The sequence below is a fragment of the Thermostichus sp. MS-CIW-26 genome, assembly GCF_054059115.1.
Window position 1 is genome coordinate 24,966 of the sequence record NZ_JBSSBV010000009.1, and the last position, 23,194, is coordinate 48,159.

Genomic DNA, 23,194 nt, shown 5'->3' on the forward strand with positions numbered 1-23,194 from the left:
CGTCCAGATCCTGAATAAGCTTCGTCTTGACTTGAGACAAAGGCAGCCTTTCGCGGCAGCGGGATGGAGGTCTTTTGGGTAACCTGTCACTACGAGCCTACCGGCTAGATAAGGAGGGCGTGAAGATCTGAAACAAGTGGTACCACGAGATAGACCAAGCTATGTTGGCCCGGCGATGTTCTGAGGGCTACTCTGCCCAACACCGTTCGCGGCAGCAGGACGGGATCCCTAGATAGGGCAGTTAGAATCGCGCTTACCCTGCACTTAGAGATGAAGCTCTAGGGGGTGACATACTCCCGCACTCATGCTGATGCATAGAGGGCAGGGCTTCCCGGCAGTCTAGCTAAACTGGGGAATTATGGATGGAACTTTAGAGTCTTTCTTTGCCTCTGCCACCCAAATTGGGCTAGGTCTAGCAGGCTTGCTGGCTGTGCTCACCCTGCTGGCCTGGATCCGCAATTGGCCCTTGAAGTTTGCGCTGGTGGGCTACACGGCGTTTGCGCTGGTTTTAACAGCGGGATGTTTTGCCCTCAGCTTGGGGCCGATCTTTCGCTCCCGCATTCCCGGTGCTGCCCCCTACACCACCGTCTATGACCAAGGGGCGGATCGAGCGGTTATTGCTGTCAGCCCGGATATCACCCCAGAGCAACTGATCCTCACCCTGAAGCAGGCGGCCAGCGATTTGGGATCCCCGGGCCGCTTCTCCACCGGTTCGCCGGTGTTCACCTTGCGGGCCCGCACCGTCATCCATCCCGAGCCGGGAGTTTCCGAGCCGTTGCTCTTGGGCACGCTGCAACAGCCGTTGGGAAAGCGCCTGCGCACCCCAGAAGAACAACAGCAGCAGCAGATCCATCTAGAGGAAGAGGCCTTTGCCCGGCTGCGGAAGTTGGCCCAGGGTCAGGCTTCTGCCGCCTTGTCTGCAGAGGGAGCGGAAGAGCCAACCACCGGGATCCCACTTGCCCAGTCTTGAGCGCTGAGCCAGCGGCGCAGATCCTGTCCCACCCGGTCGGGGATCTCCCAGGGAAAGAGATGAGCCACGTTGGGATAGACAATGCAGGTGCAGTGGGGCAGGGCGCGGGCTGTGGCCAGGCTGCTGTTGGCGGTGATGTGGCGATCCCGCTCGCCGGCCATAAGCAGTACCGGGATGCGAATTCGGTGCAGCTCTCCCTCGCGGTTGTAGCCCCGTTGCAGAGCAGCGCGTAGAGCTTGGCGAGCCTGGGGGGAGGTGTGCAGATAGGCGGGCAAGGCCATGTGCGCCAAATACCGATAGGCCGTTGGGGTCTGTTGCTGCATCAGGTAGCGGTAAAGGGAGCGACGGCCAAAGGTCTCGATGTTCCATTCCCAGCCGGGCCAAAGCCAGTTGAGCAGCGAGGCAACGCCGGTGTTGACCTGATCCCAAAAATCGGTGGGGGGATGGTTGCTGCGGGGGCAGGCGGCACTGGCCACCAAGACCAAACCCTTTACCCGCTGCGGCAGCCGCAAAGCCAACTCCAGGGCCAGGATCCCGCCCAAAGACCAGCCCAGAACCAGACACGCCTGCCAGCCCAGGCGATTGAGCAGCCGCTCCAAGTCCTCTAGGTGATCCTGCATCTCGAAGGGATCCACCACCTGCGAACGTCCATAGCCGCGCAGATCTGGCGCCACACAGGGGTGCATTCCCGCCACTGCCTCTGCAAATACCGCCATGCAGTCGGCATTGCCCGGATGGCCGTGGAGCATCAAGATTGGGAGGGAGGGGATCCCTTTTCCCCAAGTACGGTAGTGGAGCTGCAGGCCCATCGCGTCAGCAGTGCAGTTCCCGACTGCTGTAGGCATAACACTCTGGATAGCATCTAGACAGCAGGGTTAGGCGCTGGCCGCCTTCTTCGGAGTGGGCTGGAGCTTTACCCCGTTGGGAATGCAAATTAAGTTTTGATCCAGCACCTGCACAAACCCTTTCGAACGCAGGGATCCCAGAAGACGAGTCACCGTCACGCGGGTGGCCCCAATGGCATCCCCAATCTGGGCATGGGTAAGGGGCCAGGGGAGATACATCCCTTGTTCACAGGGCTGTCCATACTCTTCGATCAACAGGCTCAAGAAGCCCTTGAGGCGATCGATGGCGCGCCGTTGGCCCAGATTTCCCAACCACAGCAGCTTCCGTTGCAGTTGCTGGCGGAAGTTTTCCTGAATCTTCTGGTGCAGATAGGGCCACTGCTCCAGATCCTGCCAGTAAAACCACATCACCGTGGTGCGATCGGCGTGGGTGCAGGCTTTCAACTCAAAGCGCTCTGGGTTGCTCAGCTCAAAAGGAAATCCAGCCGTGATGAACCCAACAAAGACCTCCCGCCGCTCTGGAGTTTGGCTGACCAGGCGCACCACTCCCTCTTGGGTGATGTACACCAATCCCGGACGAGTGGGAATGCGCACGTCTTTGGGAAAGGTGCGACAGCGGTAGTGCTCCTCGGCCCACTGGCAAAGCTCACGCCATTCCTGAGCCTCTGTTGCCGATGTGATGGAAACAAGTGACATGAGATCAACTTCCTGTCGCTCGAGCGACCTGATGGGTTTTACAGACTTTCCAGCTTTACCCGGCTGTAGGCTATGCAACGCTTCCGCGTTCGCGCCGGCGGTGCGGAGCACCTACACGTCAACGGGACGGAGTCTTAGGAAGATGGGGACGGAGAAACAGCAAGATACACACAAGAAGGCAAATACAAAGAGGAAGGAAACCGCAGGGTTTACTTTACCTTAGCTTCATAATGGCACTTGACCTCATAGGGTGACATTGTGTTCCTACTGATATTGTTCAAAAGGCTACGTCCAATAATAACCCCAAGAAGCCGTAAATTTTCAGATTCTGCCGCTGAACTCGGCTACCTGGGGGATCAGCGCAGATCATTGGGTCAGACTGGTGTATGTCTAAGGGCGGGTGTGGGGTGGCTGGGATGAATATTCTCATCAGCAACGACGATGGCATCCAGGCGGCAGGGGTGCGGTGTTTGGCGGCAGCGCTGGCCCAGCTGGGGGGGCACCAGGTAACGGTGGTCTGTCCGGATCGGGAGCGCTCGGCCACCGGCCACGCCCTGACGTTGCACAAGCCGCTGCGGTTGGATCCGGTGCGGGAGGGATTTCCTCCAGAAGTGCAGGCCTGGGCCTGTTCGGGCACCCCTTCCGACTGTGTCAAGTTAGGTCTGGACGGGCTATTGGATCGTCCTCCCGATTGGGTGATTTCCGGCATCAATCAGGGAGCCAATCTGGGCACGGATGTGCTCTACTCCGGCACCGTCTCGGCGGCAATGGAAGGGCTATTGGAAGGGATCCCTAGCCTGGCAGTAAGCTTGGCCAGTTTTACCCATCAGGATTTTCAACCAGCGGCCCAGGTGGTGCTGAAGCTACTGGAGAAACTGAGCCTGAAACCCCTGGGGGAGCCGATGCTGTTGAACATCAACGTGCCCCCCCTAGCGCTGGCTGAAATACGCGGCATGGTCTTGGCCCGCCTGGCCTGGCGCAAGTACACAGATCTCTACGAGAAACGGGTGGATCCACGCGGCAAGGCCTACTACTGGCTGGCAGGAGAGGTGGTGGAAGAGGAGGTGGATCCCTGTTCGGACGTGCGGGCGGTTGCTGAGGGCTATGTGTCGATTACGCCCCTGCAGCCAGATCTAACGGCTTATGCTGCCTTCGATAGCTTGCAGCAGTGGGGGCTCTCGGCTTTTGGCTCTGGATTGGAGGGAGCTCTGTAGGGATTGGCGCAGTTCAGAGTCAGAGAATAGAAAGGCTATTAGGCCCTGGAATAGAAAGAAATCGCCTCTGCCAACGTGTTTAGCCCGTAGAGAGAGCGTCGGCAGTGTTGGACTACTGAGTCGCGCTGCCCTCTTCCACCGCAGGCTAAAGAAACTGAGCGAAATAAAGTCAGGCAGCACCAGGACGCTTAGAGCGGGTAGTTTTTGTTGACTTTGCCAAGACATCCCCTGGTCGTCGCAACGTCAAAAAAGGATTGATTGCCTGAATGTGGGCCTGGGGATAGGCCTGACGGACTTGCTCAACAGTTTGTTGCCAGATGGGATGCTCATCAGTCCAAATAGGATGGCGCACAATCCGCACTTCCCGCCCCCGGTTTCCCGTCCACACCGGCAGGAGAAAATCCTGAGACACTTGCTGGAAGCCTAGGTTTTCCAGCAGTGGCGGCAGTACCTGCTCCACCAAGCGCCGCCAGGGATTTTCCTGCTCTTCCCCCCAAGGGCTCTGCAAATCGACCGGTGCCCTAGCATTTCGCAGAAGGCGCGCCATATCCAAGGCTAGTCGCCAATCCAAGAGCCCGTGGTAGGCTAGGTTGGAGTAATCGCGCAAGCAGTTGTTGCAGGACGTGTCGCAGGTCTGCTGGTGCTGCAGCCAACGGAAGGCCAAACTGTTGGGTTGAGACAAGTCCTCTTGTTCCAGCAGCTTCGAGAAGACCTCCGGCTGAGCGAGGTAGAGGCAATACCCCGCGCCATTCTCCAGCTTGTCGAACAGAAAAGCCTGACCCACCACTCGGCCAGCCTCTTCCTTTGTCTGAAAGCTGGCTTGCAACTCGTCAGGATCGACATCCAAAAAGGTGCAGGCAGCCGCTCGCAACCAGAAGGCGAAGGAATACAAAGCTGCTCGCCCTTCCACAGTTGTTGGGTCAGCAAACACGCCAGGCGGCCAAGTTTGAAGGCTGACCAGCAGCACGTCAGTGCGTCGCTTAGACAGTAGGGCAATCCGATAGGTATTGCCGCTCCCTTTGACGTGTCTCCCTTGGGCTTGCGAATTGGGATCAAGACAGACATAGGCTCCTGGCTGCCTTCTGCCATAGACTGTAGCTTCTTTTTGCAGTAAGAAACCGCCCTCGCCGCCGTGATCGTTAACGATCAGGATGTTGCCGCTGCCTCCCCTCAGGTAAGCGTTGCCAACTGTCACTCCAGGCTCTAGCTCAGATACCCCCAGGAGGGGCCGGCTAACGCGGGGTTGCCACTCAAACTGACCCTCAAAATCCCGCGGCTCCAAGTTGGTGAGAAAGCCTGTCGGCTCTCGGGCATCAATACAGCGAAGAGTGGGTTGCCTGCATACAGGGCAAGTTTGCTTCGCCAGCTTGAGGTTCGCCGGGGGAGGAGAAGGGAAGTCTCCCTGAGGCTGGTAGTCCTCAATCATGGCTTGGCAATTGCGGCACAAGCCCAGCCAGCGGTTAGGTTGGTCAAGAGCCGGCACCAGGCCAGGACGCGATCGCACGTCCCCTTTGTGAGGCACCAACTCCACCAGTCCACAGGCGGTGTACACCGCCCGATCTTTAACGATTTCTGAGCCGGGGGCAAATTGTGCGATTGCTGTATCCAAGTCGCGATCGATGGTGCCTTGGCTAGCCGACCAGCGGGTATAGAGCAGGCGCACCCGCGTGGGAAAGCCAAACATGGGCAAGATGCCAGCATTGGCCAGGCGTTCGCTGAGTTGGGATTGGCTGTAGGCATTGGAAGTGGCAATCTCGCTAATCTTATTGACCAAATCGTTGCAGATGTAGTGATGCAAGGCTTGTCGATCGTCAGCCGAGAGATGAGTTTGCTGGCAGAGTTGGGTGATCACGGTTTGGATTTCTTGGTCGTGGCTAGCAATCCATTGGCGAACCAACGGCTCCACCTCCTGCCACTTTTCGGCTAGACCAAATTCGCCGTGGACGCTGGTCACGTCTTCAAGATGGACTGCAGCGGATTGATCGTGTTGCGAGACTTCCTGAAAAGCTTGTCGCAAAACTTCTTTGGCGACGACGCGCCGAGCAATGGTGAGGCTGCGCAGGTCAATGTAGGGCGGGGGTGGCGGATCGCCGGTAATGGCCTCAGGGCGCTGAAAGTAAAAATCGTCATGGCTGCGACCCCGGCAAAACGTAACTGCCAAGGAGACCCCGGCACCGCGCCGACCAGCCCGTCCCACCCGCTGCTGGTAGTTGAAACGCCGAGGCGGCATGTTTGCCATCATCACTGCCAGCAGGCCGCCGATGTCTACGCCAGCCTCCATAGTGGTCGTCACGCTTAACAAATCAATGCCCTGAGCCAGCGGTATTTCTCCCTCTAGGAACACTTCCTGGAACCAGCGCTGCCGTTTGAGGCGATCCTCCTTGTCGGTTTGCCCTGTCAATTCGGCAGCATTCATCCGAAACGGTTCGTTTTCAGGGTCGGAGAGGTAGGCGTAGTAATCCAAATCGCGCGGCAAGCTGCTCGGCTGCAGTCGGATGGCCTGCGGGTCAGAGCGTTTGCTGGTGTTGCGACCGCCACTGCACTCTGGGCACCATCCCCCCGCAGTGTGCAAGTAAAAGGCCCCGCATTGAGGACAGCGGTAGCCTTGAAGACCTTCGCGAGAGACGGGCACAAGGTAGAGGCGATCTGGATCCAAAACCAATCCGTTCTCGCTAGGGGTACCGATTTTGTTCAACTCCCGCTCGATCTGGGATTTTAAGTCTGGCTTGCCCTGTTCCTCTAATTTTCTCAAGTATCGCTCCACGTACTGGGGTAATTCCCGCCTAGTACCCGGTCTGCAGAATTTGGAGTATCGATGCCGCTTGCGAATTCCCAATTGGCGGATAACCGCGCTGGCAACGTCTTGCAGTTCCGGAGGAACTTGAGCTGTAACATAGCCCTGTCCAAAAGACTCAATGTTTCTAACCGCATGGGCAAACAGCGCGGACATCATTTCATTAGCTAAATAGTTGTCGAGTCTGTTGAAGTGTCGGTCTTGCTCTGTTGTTGGAGGGTTAATTTGTGTTATTTGCTTACTTTGCCAGTTATAGAGCTCGGTCCAGGGATGCCGATCCTTGTTGACGAAATAGTAAAGGGCGCTAAAGGACGTACCACCAGGGCACAATCCCAACTGCAAGAGTTGGTTGGCCAGAGTGCGTCGAAGCACGCGGAGCGGGACTTTCTCACCGTAAGACTCGAGCATTTCCAGCCATTGTTGGCGGATCTCATGATTGGCCGGTTGCATGTCCTGCGACCAACGCCATGCCTCGTCATTGAGGAAGAATTGCAGACCACTGACGAAGCGCTTGTAGCGATCCAGATCCTCATCCATCCCCTCAACCTCTCGCAGCAACCGAGGATAGTCACGCAACCGCTGCCGTTGTTGTTCTGGGCTAGGCAAAATGCTGCGCAGAAAGGCCCGCAGGTCTTGCCTATACTCCTCTGCTGATCGCACTAGCAGCAAGCGCACCATATCGCGATAGTGATCCATTTCCATACCGGCGGCTAACTTGGCTGCGTCCTGGCGGCTATCGGAAAAAACCACCAGCTTGCGGGATTGCGGTGTTGGCATTTCCCGCAACAAAGCTCCGGCAATCACCTGACAGGCTTTTTGGAATCCAGTGCGGTGCACGCGCAAAGGAGTGGGATAGGCCTCACGGAGAGCGCGATCGGTATCGCAGCGAGGGCAGCGGCTCGGCAAGGCGGGCTGATTCCCATCCCCCTCTTTCACTTGGTACACCCAGCCGGGAACCTCGCCTTCTCTAGGGGGGCTTTTATCTTGTCGGAGTTCACCAGTAGCGGGGTTGAGCTTGGCTTCAACCCACCCCCGCTTCGCCTTGCCAGCAGTCCACTCCAAATATTGCGGCTGGGTCGCCCAAGGTTCCGGGTCGTGGGGCAGGGGCCAAAAAACGCGATAATTCCCAGACCTCTGCGTAAGGTTCACCAAATCAGGAATGCCTTCCAAGTCAGGTTGATCGGGAGTGAGGATAAGGGACTCGCCGGATTGGTATGCATAGCCCCCCAGGAATACCTCCCCGCAAACTTCGCAGACGATCAAGTCCAGGACACGCGCCCCGCAGTCGCAACTGAGACGGTGTTGGCTGTGCAAAGCGCCAATGGGTGAAGGCGGCTGGTTGTTCTCCGGAGAGCGTTGCGCAACGCTGCAGTGAGGGTTGCTGCACGCCCAGAGACCTTGCAGGTTGTGAAAGAAAAGGTGACCGCGCACGGGCTGGGGCGATCGCCCGTCTTCTCGCTGAGCTACCGCCGTCGCCATCAACAATCCTCGCAAGGCCTCGGAGACCAGACCGCCTTGGGGCACGGCCGCCCCCGGGAACAGTTGCTGGTCAACTTTTTGGATGGGGGTGGCGCGCACGCTGCCACTAGCTTGCCGACAGGCCTCCCGCAGGGCATCGCCAACCTTGAGTTCTTCGAGGCACTCCCCCAAAGCCTGCTCCAGTGGTTTTGAGCTGGGATCGCCCCCCAGCTCTTGCACCAGCTTGGTCAGAGCTTCTTCGGGGATAGGGAGAGGTCGCAGGGGCTGGAGGGGATCCGCCTGCACATCTCTGGCAAATTGAGCAAAAGCAACTTGATACTGACGCACTCGCGCTGGGGCTTCGGGATCCGGAGCAACTTGTTCTCCAGCAATCACCGCAAAGTTATCGCGCCCAAAAAACTCCCGGAGAAACCGGCGGCCCGCCTCGCCCTCTTCCAAGCTGGCGCTGGTCGCCAAAATTTGTAGCTGTTCTGAGTTGACTGTTAGCCCCAAGCGGTACAGCAGCAAGCGCAGCAAATAAGCTACTTCTGACCCTGGTGTCCCGCGATAGGTGTGCAACTCATCCACAATCAGCAAGAATTTATTACCTCGATCCGCTTGCAACCACGCTTTCGTTTGCTCGAACATCCCAGCCTCAATTTGCCGCATCAGCATAATGTTGAGCATGGAATAGTTGGTAATCAGGATATCTGGGGGATGTTCTTGCATGTCCCAGCGTGAGCGCATTTCTCCCCCATCTAAGCGAGGGAAATAAAATACTAAATCCGAATCTTTATCCGAATTCTTGCTCCGAACAGCAACTCTTCCCTGCTGCTCCTGAAGATCTCTCAATAGCTTGGCCAATTCTTTGACCTTTTCAGGGGTCTGACGACCGGGGAGGGGTGTCTGTCCCGTATAGCGACCGAAGGTGATGCGATTGCCGCCGCGCTCGCGATCGAGCCAGGCATGGGTTTCCGGACTGTCCAACACCTTGCGCAACCGTCGCAATTGATCCTCCACCAGAGCATTCAAAGGATAGAGAATCAAGGCCCGTATCGCCGCCGGTCGTTGTTGCCCTTGGCGCTGTGGTACCCACTTTGGATTGTCTTCCTGCTGCCACCAGAACGTATCGCCACTCTGAGGGGACATGGGATCCCAGGTGCGGGATTCTCGAGCAAGGTAGGCTAAAATTGGTAGCAAAAAGCATTCGGTTTTGCCTGAGCCGGTGCCCGTCGTTACCACAATATCCTTCTGGTGAACGATGGCTGCTTCCAAGCTCCGCCACTGATGCTCATAGAGAGGGAAATTTGGAAACAAAGACCGACCAAGATGTGCCAAATCTTCGTAACCATCAGGTAACGCCTGTGCTGCTGCCTCAAGGGTCTTGCCGGAAGAAGGATAGACCGGTGTCGGCTCTAGCAAAGGAGGAACGCTTAGCAAGGGATGTTCAGGGCTGGACTGCAAGCAGCAATCGCGCTCAGCGCTAAGAGCCGGATACCGCAAGGGAAAAGCACTCTTGATGTAAAGCCGATAGACCCAATCTAACCGTTGATAGGCACCGACGAGATCGTACATGGTTTTTCCTTGGCGTTCCGTACAACTGTAATCTACAAATTTGCTATTCCCTTGCGCTGAGATGTGGCAGTCGCTCGCCAATTAATTGCCATACAGTCGGCGTGATGTTTCGATAAATCAGCTCTCCAGTGTCAGGATTGTAGTCAGGCAAACAACCCGATTGCATGACCAAATAGCGTTCGTACGCCAACGGCCAGCGCTGGCTGCTGGGAATTGTTAACTCTTGAGAATTTGGGTGGTAATTGACCACCAACTCTCCTGGCCGGAGACAGGTCAAAGCCAAAAAACGCAGGCCGTACCACTCGCTGCTGTACCAAGTGTTTTGCTCGCGGTCGTAAAACAGAGCGTGTTGCCGTTGGGATCCCTCCTCGTGCAGCTCGTAGAAGCCTGTTTCCTCAGCAGTCGGCACGTCTGCGAAGGTGCTCCCATCGTAACGCTTTAGCCGATAGCGGTGGAGCGGCACCCAATCGACAACCGAGAGCCCGGCCACCCAATCTGCCCACTGTGGAGGAGCCTCGACTGGGCAAATGGTCAGAGTGGGATAGCTGACCTGCAACTTGGCGATCGCGGTGGCAACATCAGCCTGAGGCTCGAACTGCCAGCAGGCAGGAGCATTCCTTCGAGGTTGAAGGATCTCCTCAAGGCGACCCAATTGCCGAAGATCTTTCTGGAGAGCTGCATTCCGCTGACCGTATAGCACGTAGCGATTTTCACCCACTGGCTGCAAGGAAGGCGGCTGCATGTACCAGCGTTTGCCATCCTGAGCCACCGTGAGATGCCCTAGCAGTTGCAGCCGACGCAACAATCGACGCGGTTGGGGTAGGTCTAGGCGGTCGCACACGGCTTGGAAGGTTTCCCATGAGCCAGAGCCGGCTGCTGATAGCCACCATAGCAACCGTTCGCACGCCTGGGAGCGATCGCCTTCCGACGACTCAGCTATGGGTGTTTCCAGACTAAGTGGGTTGACTTTAGGCGGCCGTGCAACCGAGAAATATTTTAGGGGTTGGGTATCCTCCCCCAAATCATATGCAATACCCACCATGTGTCGAATGTCTTCCCAGCAAAATCCTTCTCTTCCAATCCTAACTATACTGATACCTCTCACTGTTTTAATCAGTTGCTCAAGGGTGTTTTGTGTGGATGACCAATCAGAGCGCGCATTTGTCTTAATACCCAAGTAGAAGTAATACTCTCCCCTACTTCTTTCCTTAATGCCCTTCTCAATACGAACATGAGACACAACATCGGCCAAGTTTTCTTGAGTAACCCGCTTTTGTAAGTAATTCAGCAACTTTTGGGGTTTGTATCTGGAGGTATGGGTGCGAAAGCCCCAGTAAGTTTGCTCTGACCGAGAAGATTTTTTCGACATAGAGTTATGCCTCTACTCTAGGGAAGCTAATGACAAATCACCCCAACTCAGGATCTTCAAAAAGCGTTCCTGGTGGGCAGTTCCGCCCCGTACTTGGATTTGGTAAGTACCGGGAGGTAAGTCTGCGGGCAAATCCCAAGGCTGGTTGGTAGAGCGATGGTCTTCTGGAAGATATATGCTCCCGGTACGCACTTCAGTTAGAGTCACGGCTACCGTAGGCTGAAACCCGTACACAGTCACCTTTGGCAAGTGACCCTCGAGCCAACCTTGTCCTTGCGGTACCCGTAGCCCTCCACCCAAGGCAATGTGCAGACGATCGCGTGGTTGTAAGGCCTCTTTCAGCTCAGGATGTTGTAAAAACAAACCGTCCCATACCGGTGCCAGCACCTGACATTCTTGGATTTCCCACCAGTCTGATTTTTCGGCAAAGGCACGCTGACGCTCACCTGACCATTGCAGTAGACTTTCTTCCTGCAGCCGCTGCAAATCCGGCCACAGCGCCTCCCGAAACAACAGCGTGAAATGACTGCCAAGTTGGGGTGCTCCCCAAGTAGCCAGAGCACCGGACTCTGCATTTTCAGGATCGGGCACCAACACCCAAAAGTCTTGGGCGAGCAGTTGGAGTTCCCGCAAGTAGGCATGACCCCGGATGGGCCAGGATCTTCCCGTTGTTACATCCCTAGCAGAGAGCGGCGCTCCAACGGGGCAAAACCAACCCGCGCGCTCGGAACGCAGGCTACCTAGGTTTTCTACCGTCACCTCCCCAACTGCCCAGTGACGTGGAGTTTTGGGGTAGAGGTAGAATTCTGGGTTCCCCCACCGATCTTCGGTGCGATACAGCCCTGCGATCAAGCGCGTAGGAGGCTGACACGCTCGGCTAAATCGTTTCGGTTCTGGGCATCCTGCATCTAGCCACTCTTGATGGACAGCTAGGATTTCGGCGCCCAGTACTTCGTGTCGCTGGCGATCGTCCAGCAGCTCCGCGAGATGTCGGTTGAGGTTCTCTTCGCTTGCCAAATCCACTAGCAACTTGGTTTCGCTGCGGGCGGTAGTCCACTTTCTCTCATAAAACACGCGACACAACCGTTGAACATCTGCCTTCCGCAGCAGAGCTTGGGAAATGGGGTAATTCACGTACTTGCGCGAGCCCTCCCCTGGTTTGGCAGTGGCAATCCATCCCCTTTCCTCTAGCCACCGGTTCCACTCCTGCCATAGGCGTTCTTCCTTCATCCCTATCGGACGGTTGTCTCCAGATACACCCAGCCGTTTGCAAAAATGGGTGAAGAAGTCCTTGGCATCCAGCTTGTCATCCCTCATCATGTCGTGGGCGGCAAGCACCATCAGCGTCAAGAAGGCCACTCCTGCCGGTTCAGGTGAGCCGTGGTTTTGCAGAGCCGATAACTGCACCCGATCGCCAACAACCACCTGGGATCGCACCGCTTGGCAGAAATCCTCAACTGTGCCTAGGCCTAGACCTGCTAAAACTTCTTCATCTACGCTGAGGTAAACTGGCGTGCCGTGAGGAACTCCCCGTGTTGCCCATTGAACAATTGCTCGGTTCCAACGGCCATAGTCGTTGCACAGCGCCACACTAACCTCGCTCTATGGTGTGTGTCTTTCCTCAATCCTAGGCAAGTGTTGAATAGCCAGTTTCCTACTTTTCGAATTCGTTAAGGAGCTCCAGCTACCTGCTTTTTAAGCGATGAGGAGGAGGGAGCCGAATAATCAATCGACTGGCAGCCGAAAAAGCGGAACGGTTGAGAAGCTTAGCTTGTCTTGGGTCAGGAGGAGAAGAGTGCCAGCGAGAGCAAGCGCTCAGCAACCGCTGGGGCCACAGGCATCACCGACAGTCGCGTGCCCCGCCGCACCACCTTTAGCTCTGCAGGGGTAAAAGTGGCCCGCAACTGGGCCAAAGGGATCAAGCGCTCAAAGGCAGCAACGAATCGCACTCGCACCGTGTACCAGCGGGGAGCTGCAGGGGTTGACTTGGGATCGTAGTAGGGGCTGGTGGGATCAAACTGGCTGGGATCCACCACCTGGGTTTCCACGATCTCCATTAAGCCGGCTATGCCGGGAGGGTTGGCGTTGGAGTGGTAGAAAAAGGCGCGATCCCCAGGCTGCATAGCCTTCAGGTAGTTGCGGGCTTGGTAGTTGCGCACGCCGTCCCAGAGAGTTTGGCCCTCCCGCTGCAGATCCCAGATGCTGTAGACGCTGGGCTCCGATTTCATCAGCCAGTAGTTCATAGGGCTTGGGAAAAACCGAGGTCTAGGTGCGGGCCAGGGATCCGGCCACAAAGTCCACGAAGTTTTGCAAGATCTTCAAACCAACCGGACCGGACTTTTCCGGGTGAAACTGGGTGGCCAACACGGCGCCCTGGGCAATGGCGGCCACACAGGTTTGGCTGCCGTGCTGAGTGGTGGCGGCCACCCAGCTTGGGTCGTGGGGCACCGCGTGGTAGGAGTGAACAAAATAGACCCAGGCTTGGTCAGGGATCCCTGCCCAAAGGGGAGACTGGGGCTGGGTGAGGTGCAACTGGTTCCAGCCCATGTGGGGGATGCGCAGGCCTGGCTCTGGTCGAAAGCGTTGCACCCGTCCTGGCACGATGCCCAGCCCTGGCTCGTTTCCCTCTTCGCTGCTTTCAAACAAAACCTGCAGCCCAAGGCAGATGCCCAGGAAGGGCTGCTGCCGCTCCACTGCCGCTCGGAGGGCTTCCACAAAGCCCCGCGCCCGCAACTGCTGCATGGCTGGGTCGAAAGCCCCATCTCCCGGCAGGACGACGCCATCAAAAGCCTCTAGGCCGTCCGGCTCTGTTACTAGCTGCACCCCGGCCCCGGCCCGCTCCAGCCCTTTGCAAGCTGAATGCAAGTTGCCGGCATCATAGTCGATCACCGCCAGGCGCACGGCTTTCATGGGATCCCTCCTCGTGAGGAGTTTCGGAGTCTATCAGTATAGTGGTTCTATCCCGTTTGAGCTGACCCATGGCTGTGGCAACGGCTTTGCACAATCCCACTCCGACCGATACTGCTCTGCAATGCTGCCGCGACCAGGTTGATTGGCCTGAAGCAGCTTACCTGCACATCCCTTTTTGTCGGCAACGCTGCCACTACTGTGATTTTGCCACCGGCCTGGGCACCCGCAAGTTGATGGAAACCTACGTGCAGATGCTCTGCCGGGAGATCGGCGGCGCCTACCGCTACCGCCATCTGGCTGGGGATCCCAGACCGTTGACCAGCATTTTTTTCGGGGGTGGCACCCCTTCTCTGCTGACGGTGGAGCAACTGGGGCGGATCTTGACTCAATTGAGGGAGAGGATCCCGTTTCATACCGACTGCGAGATTTCTCTGGAGGCCAACCCCGGCACCCTGACGCGGGAGCAGTTGGCGGGCTACCGGGAGCTGGGGGTCAACCGCATCAGCCTAGGGGTACAGGCATTTCAGCCAGAGCTGCTGGCCGCTTGTGGTCGCCTGCATGGAGTGGAGGAAGTTTACGAAGCCGTGGCCGACTTGCAGGCGGCGGGCTTTGAGAATTTCAACCTGGATTTGATCTTTGGGCTGCCCTACCAGACTTTGGAACACTGGCAGCAGTCTCTACGAGCTGTTCTTGAGATTAACCCCACCCATGTCTCCGTCTATGATCTGACGATTGAACCGGGAACCCGCTTTGGTCGGATGTACCGACCGGGAGCAGCACCTTTGCCCAGCGAGGAAACCACAGTTGCCATGTACCTAATGGCGCGGGAGCTGCTCACCGAAGCGGGCTACATCCACTACGAAATCTCCAATTTTGCCCGCCCCGGCTACGCCTGTCGCCACAACCGAGTGTACTGGGAAAATCGCCCTTACTTTGGCTTTGGCATGGGATCCGTTGGCTACGAGGGTGGACGGCGCATTCAGCAACCCAAAACCCTTTACCACTACTTTGAGCAGGTGAAAGCTGGAGTCTACCCCCTCCCTCCTGAAGCATCCCCAGAGGAAGTTTGGATGGATACTTTGATGTTGGGGTTGCGTCTAAAGGAAGGTCTGGATTTGTGCCATTTACAGGAGCGTTTTGGCCACCCAAAGGTCGAGCAAGCTTTGGAGAGGCTGGATCCCTATTTTGAGAAGGGATGGGCCAGTTGTGAGGCAGGCCGGCTACGGCTGATTCCGCCCGATGGCTGGCTATTTTCCAATGAGATTCTCAGAGACTTGCTGGCTTGATTCCGACGGTTACTTTCACAAGATTTCTCACCAGAGCCCCCTATCCCAATTGGCCGAAAACTCAAGCTTTGAGGAGCGTAGGCCATCACCATTTCCAGCAGCCATTAAACCCAACATTTCACAGATCCTGAGATCTCTAATCTTGCAAGAGGGGTTGAGGGGAAAGATACGGAAGCCCAGAGGATCCCTATCGATAGTTGACAAATTGCAGCGCCACCGGGTAGTCCTGCTGCCTAAGCATTTGAATGACTGCCTGTAGCTCGTCTTTATCCTTGCCGGAAACGCGCACCAGATCCCCTTGAATGGCAGGCTGCACTTTCTTAAAGTTGTCGCGGATTTGCTTGGCGATCTGTTTGGCCAGTGTGGCATCAATGCCCTTTTTCAGGTGAACCACCTGGCGCACTCGGTTGCCGCCGGCGCTCTCTGGGGGTTGGAAGTCGAAGATCTTCAGGGATAGACCCCGCTTGGCCGCTTTGGTAAGAAGCAGATCCCGAATGGAGTTGAGGGCCATGTCGTTGGCGGTGGTGATGGTCAGGGATCCCTCCTCCAGCTCAATTTCCGTCTGAGTATCCTTGAGGTCGTAGCGCTGTTTGATCTCCCGTCGGGCTTGATCCACAGCGTTCACCAGTTCCTGCCGATCGAAATCGCTGACGATATCAAATGAGTAGGTAGAGGCCATACACCCTATCCTCGCTATCGTTCAGTATCTTAAGCCCTCAGCCAAGCAGGGATCCCTAACTCTCGGAGAAGCTACAACAGGTAGAGGGATCCCAGTCCAGATTTACGGAGAAGCAGGATGGCCGATGTTGTTTTAATTACAGGCGCTTCTGAAGGCATCGGCAGAGCTACTGCCTTTACCTTTGCCCGTGGGGGTTACCGATTGGCGCTGGCTGCCCGCACTGCCGAAACCCTGAAGCAAACGGCCATCGACCTAGAGCAAAGCCTCAACGCCGAGGTCTTGGCCGTTCCCACCGATGTCACGCAGCCAGAACAGGTGCAAAACCTGGTGGAGAGAACTCTGGAACGCTATGGCCGCATCGATTGCCTGATCAACAACGCCGGCATCTGCATGAGTGGCCCTTTTTTGCAAACCACCCCGGAGCACTGGCAGGCTCTGATGGCGGTCAATTTTTGGGGCTACCTCCACACCATTCGAGCCGTGCTCCCCGACATGTTGAAGCGCAAAAAAGGTCAGATCATCAACGTGGGATCCATTGGCGGCAAAATGCCCCTGCCCCAGATGAGCGCCTATTGTGCCAGCAAGTACGCGGTCAGTGGGCTGACGGAGGCGCTGCGTCTGGAACTACAACCCCAAGGGATCCAGGTGATCGGCGTCCATCCGGGCATCGTCAGCAGCAATTTCCTCAAGCGAGCCATTTTTCTGGATGAGGTGGGGCCAGAGTCCTCTCCCGATGGCCACTCCCAAACCTCAGGTGGCAAAGCCCGCGAGCAAATGCAACAGGCGCTGGAGAGTTTTTGGGTCAGCCAGCCGGAAGAAGTTGCCGAAGCCATTTGGGATGCCGCTCGCCAGTCCAAGTCAGAGGTGGTGGTGGGCATAGCCCAATGGGCGGTAGGAGCTTACACCCTCTTCCCCGGATGGGTCGGCTCATTGCTCCAGAATGTTCCTCGCTAGCCCACTGGATCGGTCGAGAGTTCTGGGGCGCTGGATGAGCGATTCTGCAGACCCAGCGATAGCAGGAAGAAGGCTAAACTTCGGTATAGTTTGAGGTACGGTTAAACACTGGTATTGACAGCGGAAGTATGGTTGAATCTGTGCCTTCTCCTTCCGGTACCCACCAGCACATCTTGATCGTGGAAGACCGAGATGGCCGCCGTACCCAGGTGCTGGGATCCGCCAAATACTTCATCGGTCGGGACTTGGCGAACGACATCTGTCTCAACTCTCAGTATGCCTCCCGCTACCACGCCATGCTGCTGCGGATTCCCGCTGAACGAGAGGGGGAGTATTGCTACCGCATTTTGGATGGGGATTTGGAGGGTCGGCCCAGCACCAATGGCTTGTTGATCAACGGCCAGAAATTGACCACCCACCAGCTCAAGTCGGGGGATGTGATTACCTTCGGCCCCGATGCCAAGGCCACCTACAAAATCGTTAAGGCGCCCTAGGCCCAGCTCTCTGCAGAGAGCGCAGCTGCCCCCGAATCAACAGCAGCAAGGCCAGCACCAAGGCCACCTCTGACAGCAAGGTTGCCAGGGCCGCCCCTTGCCAGCCCCACCTTGGGATCCAAGCCCCGTTTAACAGCCCATTCAGCCCCAGAGCCAGCAGTTGCAGGCGGCTGCGGGGCCTTTGCAACCCTGCTCCAGTGAGCAGGTGAGATAGCAAAAGGTGGATCCCTTCCAGCAAAATGACCGGGCTGAGCCAGCGCAGGATGAGGGCCGTTTCCCGGTAAGCCGATCCCAGCACCCAAGGGATTCCGTAGGATCCCAGCGCCAGCCCCAGGGCGGCCAAACTGCCGTAGCCCACCACCCAAGGGGAAAGGTGACAGGCGTAGCGCCAGCCTTGTGGGAGTCCTTTTTGGCCTTGGCGGCACAGCTCGGCAAAATGGCTGGTGAGCAGAGCAATCATCGGCGTTTGCGAGAAGTTGATCACCCGATAGGCAGCGCTGTAAAGACCCCCCGCTGCTGCTGAGGCCAAACGGGGCAAGAGCAGCTTATCCAAATCGGTGAAGGTTTTCACCGCGGCCAGCCCCACCGCAAAGTCCCAGCCCGCTGTCAGCCGTTCCCGCAGATCTCTCCAGCTCAGGGCCAAGGGGAGAGAAGGCTCGCTCCACCGTCCCATCCCCCTCGCGATCAGCAGCAGCACGACCAACACCATCAGGCCGTACAGAACAGCCCATTGCACCAGGGATCCCCAGCCTAAGGCCACCGCCAACAATACTGCCCCCAATCGCCCCAGCGCCATGCCCGTGTCGATGAGGGCCACGCCGGCAACCTGCTCTCGCCCAACCAGGATCCCTCTGTACACCTCTGGCACTGCGACGAACAGCAGATCGCTCAAGAGCAATACCCCCACCACCGCTGCCGGCGTCCCGGCCAGCCAAACGCTCAAGAGGGGCCACAACACCAGCGCCATCCCCCCACAGCCCAATCCCGCCAGCCATAAGCTGGGGCCAACCCCCTGGGTGCAAGTCAGGGATCCCTGCCGGCTGAGGCGCTGGATCAGCAGTTCCGATTGGCCCAAATAGCCAAACGGGGCGGCCAGGTTGCTGCAGGCCAAGATGGCGGAGAAAACCCCGAAGGCTTCCGGCCCCAACAGCCGCGCCAAGAGGATGAAATAGGCCCCAGACAACCCCAGGCGCAGGCCATTGCCCACCATCAGCCAGGCAGCCTGGCGTAGCCGCTGTTGTTCTGCTCTATCCACGCTGCCACTCCTGGACGAGGCTTGCCAGAGCCAGGGATACTGGATGGATGCTGAGAGGGCCCGCCCAAGAGCGGGCATCTCCTCTCGATTTTGGGTGTATCGGTTGCAATTCTTCTGGCAAGTTCATGGCCAAACTCTACCCTGTCAGCGACGCCACGCGAAGCCCCAACACCTTGACCGGACGGGATCCAAAAGCCCTGTTCTCCCCCCATTCCAGGCCGCCTGCCCCTCGCCGGGTGCTTCCCCCACCCCCGCCGGACGGCGGTAGTCCTCGTTGGCTGGGATCCCTGCCGACCAAAACGGTGGGGCAGGGCTATCGGGCCGTTGTCTTGCTCTTGCTGGCCAGCCTGCTGCTGTTCGGAGGGCTAGGATCCCGTCTGGCCTACCTGCAGTTGGCGCGCACCCAGTATTACCGCCAGTTGGCCGATACCAACCGCATTCGCCTGTTGCCCCAGCCGCCAGAACGCGGGCGCATTGTGGATCGCAACGGTGTATTGCTGGCGGGCAGCCGATTGTCCCACTCGGTCTTCCTCTGGCCTCTGGTGCAGTCGCGGCAGCGCTGGCAGGAGATGATCCCCAAGTTGGCAGACTACTTGAACATCGCCCCTGAGGAGATCGCCCAAAAGCTAGAACAGGCTGGATATCGTTCCCCTTTTCCCGTGCGCATCCTGCGCAACGCCAGCCCCCAGGTGGTCATTCAACTGGAGGAGATGAGCCGCGAGCTGCCGGGAGTGATGGTGGAGGCGGAGACGGTGCGGTTTTATCCCCACGGCGACTTGGCCGCTCATCTGCTGGGCTATACCGGCGAGATCTCGCAGGAACAACTGCGGGCGGATCCCAGCTATCGCCTGGGGGATATTGTCGGCCTGATGGGAGTGGAGGAATTGTTCGAGAACCATCTGCGCGGCCAATGGGGCGGGCGACAGGTGGAGGTGGACGCCATGGGAGAGGTGCTGCGGGTGCTGGGGGAACAAGCGCCCCAACCGGGCAACACCCTGCAGCTCACTTTGGATGTGCGGCTGCAGCAGGCGGCAGAGCGAGCCCTCGGCCAGCAAAAAGGAGCGGTGATCGCCATGGATCCCAGCGATGGCTCGATCCTGGCCATGGCCAGCTATCCCACCTTTGATCCCAACCTCTTTTCCAGCCGCATCACCCAAGCCCAGTGGGAGAGCCTGCAGCAGCAGGATTTTCCCTTCCTCAACCGCGGCCTGCGGCCCTATCCCCCCGCCAGCACCTACAAAATCATCACCACCGCTGCCGGGATCGAGTCGGGAGCCTTTCCCCCGAATACGGTGCTGCAGACCGGCCCCTACATCCAGGTGGGAGGGTGGCGCTTTTGGGACTGGAACCGGGCCGGCTTCGGGCGGCTGAACTACCGGCAGGCGATGGCCTACAGCAGCGACACCTTTTTCTACCAAATCGCCCTCGGCACCAAGGCTGCCCCCTTGCAAGAATGGTCGCGCCGCTTTGGGTTGGGACAACTGACCGGGATTGGCCTCAAAGGGGAAGCCGCGGGTCTGGTGCCGGATGCTGAGTGGAAGCAGCGCCACTGGCGCGAGCCCTGGTATGTGGGCGACACGGTCAACATGTCCGTCGGCCAGGGATTTATTACCGCTACGCCGCTGCAAATGGCGGTGGTAACGGCGGCAGTGGCCAATGGGGGCTGGCGGGTGCGCCCCTTGCTCTCGCACCAGGTGATCCCGGAAAGCCCTGTGCCGCTGCGCCAAAAGGTAGGTCTTTCCCCTGCCACCCTGGAGATCCTGCAGCAGGGGCTGCGAGATGTCGTGGTTTACGGCACTGGCGGCAACGCCAACCTGGGGCCAGGATTTCCCCCAACGGCTGGTAAAACCGGCACCGCAGAGGATCCGCCGCGGCGATCCCACGCTTGGTATGTTGGCTATGCTCCCTACGACCGGCCCGAATTGGTGGTCGTGGTCTTTCTGGAAAACAGCGGCGGTGGGGGTGGATCACGGGCCGCTCCCATCTTTCGAGAGGTGATGCGGGCCTACTTCCGACCCGAGTCGTGAGCCCTAGCTTTCTGTCGGATCCGAGCCAACTGGGTATATGCAGTCTCTTGTCTCCCAGAAAATTGCGTTAAGATCCCCTAGAACCCCTTTCCCAGCGGGCTTCTGCCCTAACTTAGCTGTAGAATATGTCAGTGATTTGGAGCTCAACTGCCACAATCCTGCCATTCGCGCCAGTGGCGCCTTGGCGCATTGCAGGGCAAGCCCCGCTCCCACACACTGAGAACACTCTGGGCCGTGGCCGCTCTGCAACGCCTGAGCGAATCCGCGATCCAGGGAACACTCTAACTTTATTGCCTAACTCAGAAGGAGATCAGGATGAACAAGGCAGAACTTGTTGATGCCGTCGCTCATCGCGCCAATGTAACCAAAAGAGAAGCGGAGGCTGTCATTTCCGCCGCACTGGAGATCATCGTCGAAGAGGTCGCATCCCGCGATGAAAACGGTGAACCCAAGGGGAAGGTGACCCTGGTGGGCTTCGGCTCCTTTGAGGCTCGCAAGCGCAAAGAGCGGGAAGGTCGCAACCCGAAAACCAACCAAAAAATGGTGATCCCAGAGAGCATCGTCCCCACTTTTAGGGTGGGCAAGTCATTCCGCGAAGCAGTAGCAGGGGGGAAATCTTAATTTCGCCGGGTTGGGACTCGGCTGCTGGGTAGGGCGTGGAGCAGCCTCGACATGGTGGCAATTGGGCTTGGGGAGCAGCAATCGCTGGCTGCTCTCCCCAGGAGATTCTGGATTTTTCGGCCAGCTTGAATCCGCTGGGCCCACCGGAATCGGTCTTGCAAGCTCTGACTCAGGCGCTGTCTGCAGCAGACCCGGTTGTAATCAGCCGCTACCCGGATCCCGACTATCGGGACTTGCGCATCTGTTTGGCCAACCATTGGGCCGTCGATCCTGAGTGGATCTTTGTGGGCAATGGGGCAGCGGAGTTGCTCACCTGGGCAGCCCGGGATGCGCAAGGGCGGGAGGTATGGCTGCCCCAGCCTGCTTTTGGGGATTATGCGCGGGCTCTGCGGGCAGCAGGGGTAACCATCAAGCCGCTGCCTTTTTTCCCCGGCCAGGGATCCGCCGGTTTTACCCTTCTGCAGGAACCCCTTCCGGCGGCAGGCAAAGGGAGCCGAGTGCTCTGGCTGAACAACCCCCACAACCCGACGGGCCAGCTCATCCCGCAGCAAGACATCCTGCCTCTCCTGCCCCAGTTCAACCAGGTGGTGGTGGACGAGGCTTTTATGGACTTTTTGCCGGGGGAGCCCACCCTGAGCTTAAACTCCAGCCCGTCGGCAATGCCCCGCAGCCAAACCTTGATCCCCCACCTGGCGGCTCACCCCAACACCATCGTCATCCGTTCCCTCACCAAGTTCTTCACACTGCCCGGCTTGCGCATTGGCTTTGCGGTGGGGCATCCGGATCACTGGCAGCGCTGGCGACAGTGGCGGGATCCCTGGAGCGTCAACGGATTGGCGGGAGTGGCAGTGGCGGCAGCTTTGGCCGATGAGGACTTCCGCCGGCGCACCTTGGCCTGGCTACCCGTGGCCCGAGAGCATTTGTTCAGGGGTTTGCAAGCGCTGCCCGGCTGGGATCCCTGGCCTGGTCAAGCCAACTTCGTGTTGGTGCGCTGCCCTGGCTCTGCCACGCAAATTCAGCGGGCGCTGCTGCAGCGGCACCGGATTCTGGTGCGGGATTGCCTGAGTTTTCCCGAGCTGGGAGATCGCTACCTGCGCATTGGCCTGCGCACCCTGCCGGAGCAGGAGCAGTTGTTATCCGCCTGCCGGGAGATCCTGGAGAATAGCTAGGGATTTTTCTGCGGGAGAAATTCTCATGCCCGAAGCTACCGCCTTTTGGCCGGAATGCAACGCCCCTATCGTGCGGGGGGTGGCCCATTACAGCGATCTGGAGTTGCTGCGGGCCTTTCAACGGCAGCCGGAGGTGGCGCGCTACTTCATCGGCCTGTTTTGCCGCTACTGCAAGTGGGTGGACGGGATTCTTGCCGAGCATCTGCCGCCCGAGCAGTGGGCTGCCTATCGAGAGCAGGTTTGGTTGCGGCTTTACCTGCGCCTACAGCGCCTAGATGTCCACAGCCTTGTGGAAGAAGCGGCTGGCGAAGGGGATCCTGTGCTGCGACCCTGGCTGGCGGAGCAAACCCGTGAGCTGATCCAATCCTTGGATGGGATCCCCACCCGCCCTCAAGCTTCTTGCAGTCTCGACTCCACCAGAGGCGGGGCGAAGTCCTCTCTTTCACCGGCACTGGCCTGTTATTTGACTGCTGGTTTGGATACCTTGCCGGGGGATCTGCGCTTCATTCTGCTGCTGCGGGATCGCTTTGGCTGGCCACCGGTTCGCATTGCCGACCAACTCAAGGCTGACGGATATTACCTCGCCCCAGAAGACGTGGATGCCATCGTTGCCTCTGCCCGCCAGATCTTGCTTCAGAACCTACCGACAGATGTGCGTGCCCTTTATCTGGAGGCAAAGCCCTAGAAGACTGCCATAGCCCTGTGGCATGGTGGTTTATGGCAAGGTATGGGGCGCTGGCAATCCTTGTTCCCAAGGTGGGTTCTCCTGTTAGGCTGTTTCCGGCTGTAACAGTGGATCGGCATTGTTTGCTCTCCGACTTTACATCAAGTTGAGTGTGGGCTGTCTATGAGTCCTTCTCCGCTTCCCCCAGACCCTA

General features: G+C 58.1%; 18 protein-coding genes. 9 read left to right on the top strand and 9 right to left on the bottom strand.

Features of this window, described 5'->3' with window-relative positions; all coding sequences use genetic code 11:
- The first annotated feature begins 358 nt into the window (after positions 1–358).
- Positions 359–970, top strand: a complete 612-nt coding sequence (locus ACVWZU_RS04910; RefSeq protein WP_457443649.1) for a Ycf51 family protein — start codon at positions 359–361, stop codon at positions 968–970.
- Here the strand turns inward: ACVWZU_RS04910 and ACVWZU_RS04915 are convergent.
- Entirely contained in the window at positions 898–1,815 is a 918-nt protein-coding gene (locus ACVWZU_RS04915) for an alpha/beta fold hydrolase (RefSeq protein WP_457443651.1), read from the bottom strand. The two genes, ACVWZU_RS04910 and ACVWZU_RS04915, sit on opposite strands and share 73 nt — an antisense overlap.
- A 30-nt stretch (positions 1,816–1,845) precedes the next feature.
- Entirely contained in the window at positions 1,846–2,511 is a 666-nt protein-coding gene (locus tag ACVWZU_RS04920; RefSeq protein WP_011432518.1) for a Crp/Fnr family transcriptional regulator, read from the bottom strand.
- Positions 2,512–2,927: 416 nt separating this feature from the next.
- On the opposite strand from ACVWZU_RS04920, the gene surE reads away from it, so the two are divergent.
- On the top strand, positions 2,928–3,725 hold the full coding sequence (surE, locus tag ACVWZU_RS04925) for a 5'/3'-nucleotidase SurE (RefSeq protein WP_457443653.1): 798 nt from the start codon (positions 2,928–2,930) through the stop codon (positions 3,723–3,725).
- Between the two features lie 169 nt (positions 3,726–3,894).
- Here the strand turns inward: surE and ACVWZU_RS04930 are convergent, their stop codons facing one another.
- From ACVWZU_RS04930 to hisH, 5 genes are all read right to left on the bottom strand, one after another.
- Positions 3,895–9,552 carry a DEAD/DEAH box helicase gene (locus ACVWZU_RS04930; protein ID WP_457443655.1) on the bottom strand — a complete coding sequence of 1,886 codons (5,658 nt, stop codon included), beginning with the start codon at positions 9,550–9,552 and terminating at the stop codon, positions 3,895–3,897.
- A 43-nt stretch (positions 9,553–9,595) separates the two neighbouring features.
- Positions 9,596–10,393: a hypothetical protein gene (locus tag ACVWZU_RS04935; protein ID WP_457443657.1), complete on the bottom strand. Its 798-nt coding sequence runs from the start codon at positions 10,391–10,393 to the stop codon at positions 9,596–9,598.
- A gap of 540 nt (positions 10,394–10,933) precedes the next feature.
- Complete coding sequence (locus tag ACVWZU_RS04940; RefSeq protein ID WP_457443659.1) at positions 10,934–12,511, bottom strand: hypothetical protein; 1,578 nt, start codon at positions 12,509–12,511, stop codon at positions 10,934–10,936.
- A gap of 191 nt (positions 12,512–12,702) precedes the next feature.
- Positions 12,703–13,164, bottom strand: a complete 462-nt coding sequence (locus ACVWZU_RS04945) for an EVE domain-containing protein (protein WP_457443661.1) — start codon at positions 13,162–13,164, stop codon at positions 12,703–12,705.
- Positions 13,165–13,186: 22 nt separating this feature from the next.
- A complete protein-coding gene (gene hisH, locus ACVWZU_RS04950) occupies positions 13,187–13,831 on the bottom strand; it encodes an imidazole glycerol phosphate synthase subunit HisH (RefSeq protein ID WP_457443663.1) in 645 nt (214 codons plus the stop codon).
- Between the two features lie 68 nt (positions 13,832–13,899).
- On the opposite strand from hisH, the gene hemW reads away from it, so the two are divergent.
- A complete protein-coding gene (hemW, locus tag ACVWZU_RS04955) occupies positions 13,900–15,117 on the top strand; it encodes a radical SAM family heme chaperone HemW (protein WP_457443665.1) in 1,218 nt (405 codons plus the stop codon).
- Between the two features lie 187 nt (positions 15,118–15,304).
- Here the strand turns inward: hemW and ACVWZU_RS04960 are convergent, their stop codons facing one another.
- Positions 15,305–15,796 carry a YajQ family cyclic di-GMP-binding protein gene (locus tag ACVWZU_RS04960; protein WP_011432526.1) on the bottom strand — a complete coding sequence of 164 codons (492 nt, stop codon included), beginning with the start codon at positions 15,794–15,796 and terminating at the stop codon, positions 15,305–15,307.
- Between the two features lie 117 nt (positions 15,797–15,913).
- Here ACVWZU_RS04960 and ACVWZU_RS04965 point away from each other — a divergent pair, with 117 nt between their 5' ends.
- On the top strand, positions 15,914–16,750 hold the full coding sequence (locus tag ACVWZU_RS04965; protein ID WP_457443667.1) for an SDR family oxidoreductase: 837 nt from the start codon (positions 15,914–15,916) through the stop codon (positions 16,748–16,750).
- Between the two features lie 128 nt (positions 16,751–16,878).
- Positions 16,879–17,244, top strand: a complete 366-nt coding sequence (locus ACVWZU_RS04970) for an FHA domain-containing protein (protein WP_011432528.1) — start codon at positions 16,879–16,881, stop codon at positions 17,242–17,244.
- Here the strand turns inward: ACVWZU_RS04970 and ACVWZU_RS04975 are convergent.
- Positions 17,231–18,499 carry a lipopolysaccharide biosynthesis protein gene (locus ACVWZU_RS04975; RefSeq protein ID WP_457443669.1) on the bottom strand — a complete coding sequence of 423 codons (1,269 nt, stop codon included), beginning with the start codon at positions 18,497–18,499 and terminating at the stop codon, positions 17,231–17,233. The genes ACVWZU_RS04970 and ACVWZU_RS04975 overlap by 14 nt on opposite strands.
- A gap of 125 nt (positions 18,500–18,624) precedes the next feature.
- On the opposite strand from ACVWZU_RS04975, the gene mrdA reads away from it, so the two are divergent.
- The 4 genes from mrdA to ACVWZU_RS04995 all read left to right on the top strand — a co-directional run bounded on the left by mrdA (position 18,625) and on the right by ACVWZU_RS04995 (position 23,001).
- On the top strand, positions 18,625–20,526 hold the full coding sequence (mrdA, locus tag ACVWZU_RS04980; protein WP_457443671.1) for a penicillin-binding protein 2: 1,902 nt from the start codon (positions 18,625–18,627) through the stop codon (positions 20,524–20,526).
- A 315-nt stretch (positions 20,527–20,841) separates the two neighbouring features.
- Complete coding sequence (locus ACVWZU_RS04985) at positions 20,842–21,147, top strand: HU family DNA-binding protein (RefSeq protein ID WP_457443673.1); 306 nt, start codon at positions 20,842–20,844, stop codon at positions 21,145–21,147.
- Positions 21,148–21,182: 35 nt separating this feature from the next.
- Entirely contained in the window at positions 21,183–22,316 is a 1,134-nt protein-coding gene (gene cobD, locus ACVWZU_RS04990; protein WP_457395125.1) for a threonine-phosphate decarboxylase CobD, read from the top strand.
- Positions 22,317–22,341: 25 nt separating this feature from the next.
- The gene (locus tag ACVWZU_RS04995; RefSeq protein ID WP_457443675.1) at positions 22,342–23,001 is read left to right on the top strand and encodes a hypothetical protein; all 660 of its coding nucleotides are present in this window, start codon (positions 22,342–22,344) and stop codon (positions 22,999–23,001) included.
- Positions 23,002–23,194 lie beyond the last annotated feature (193 nt).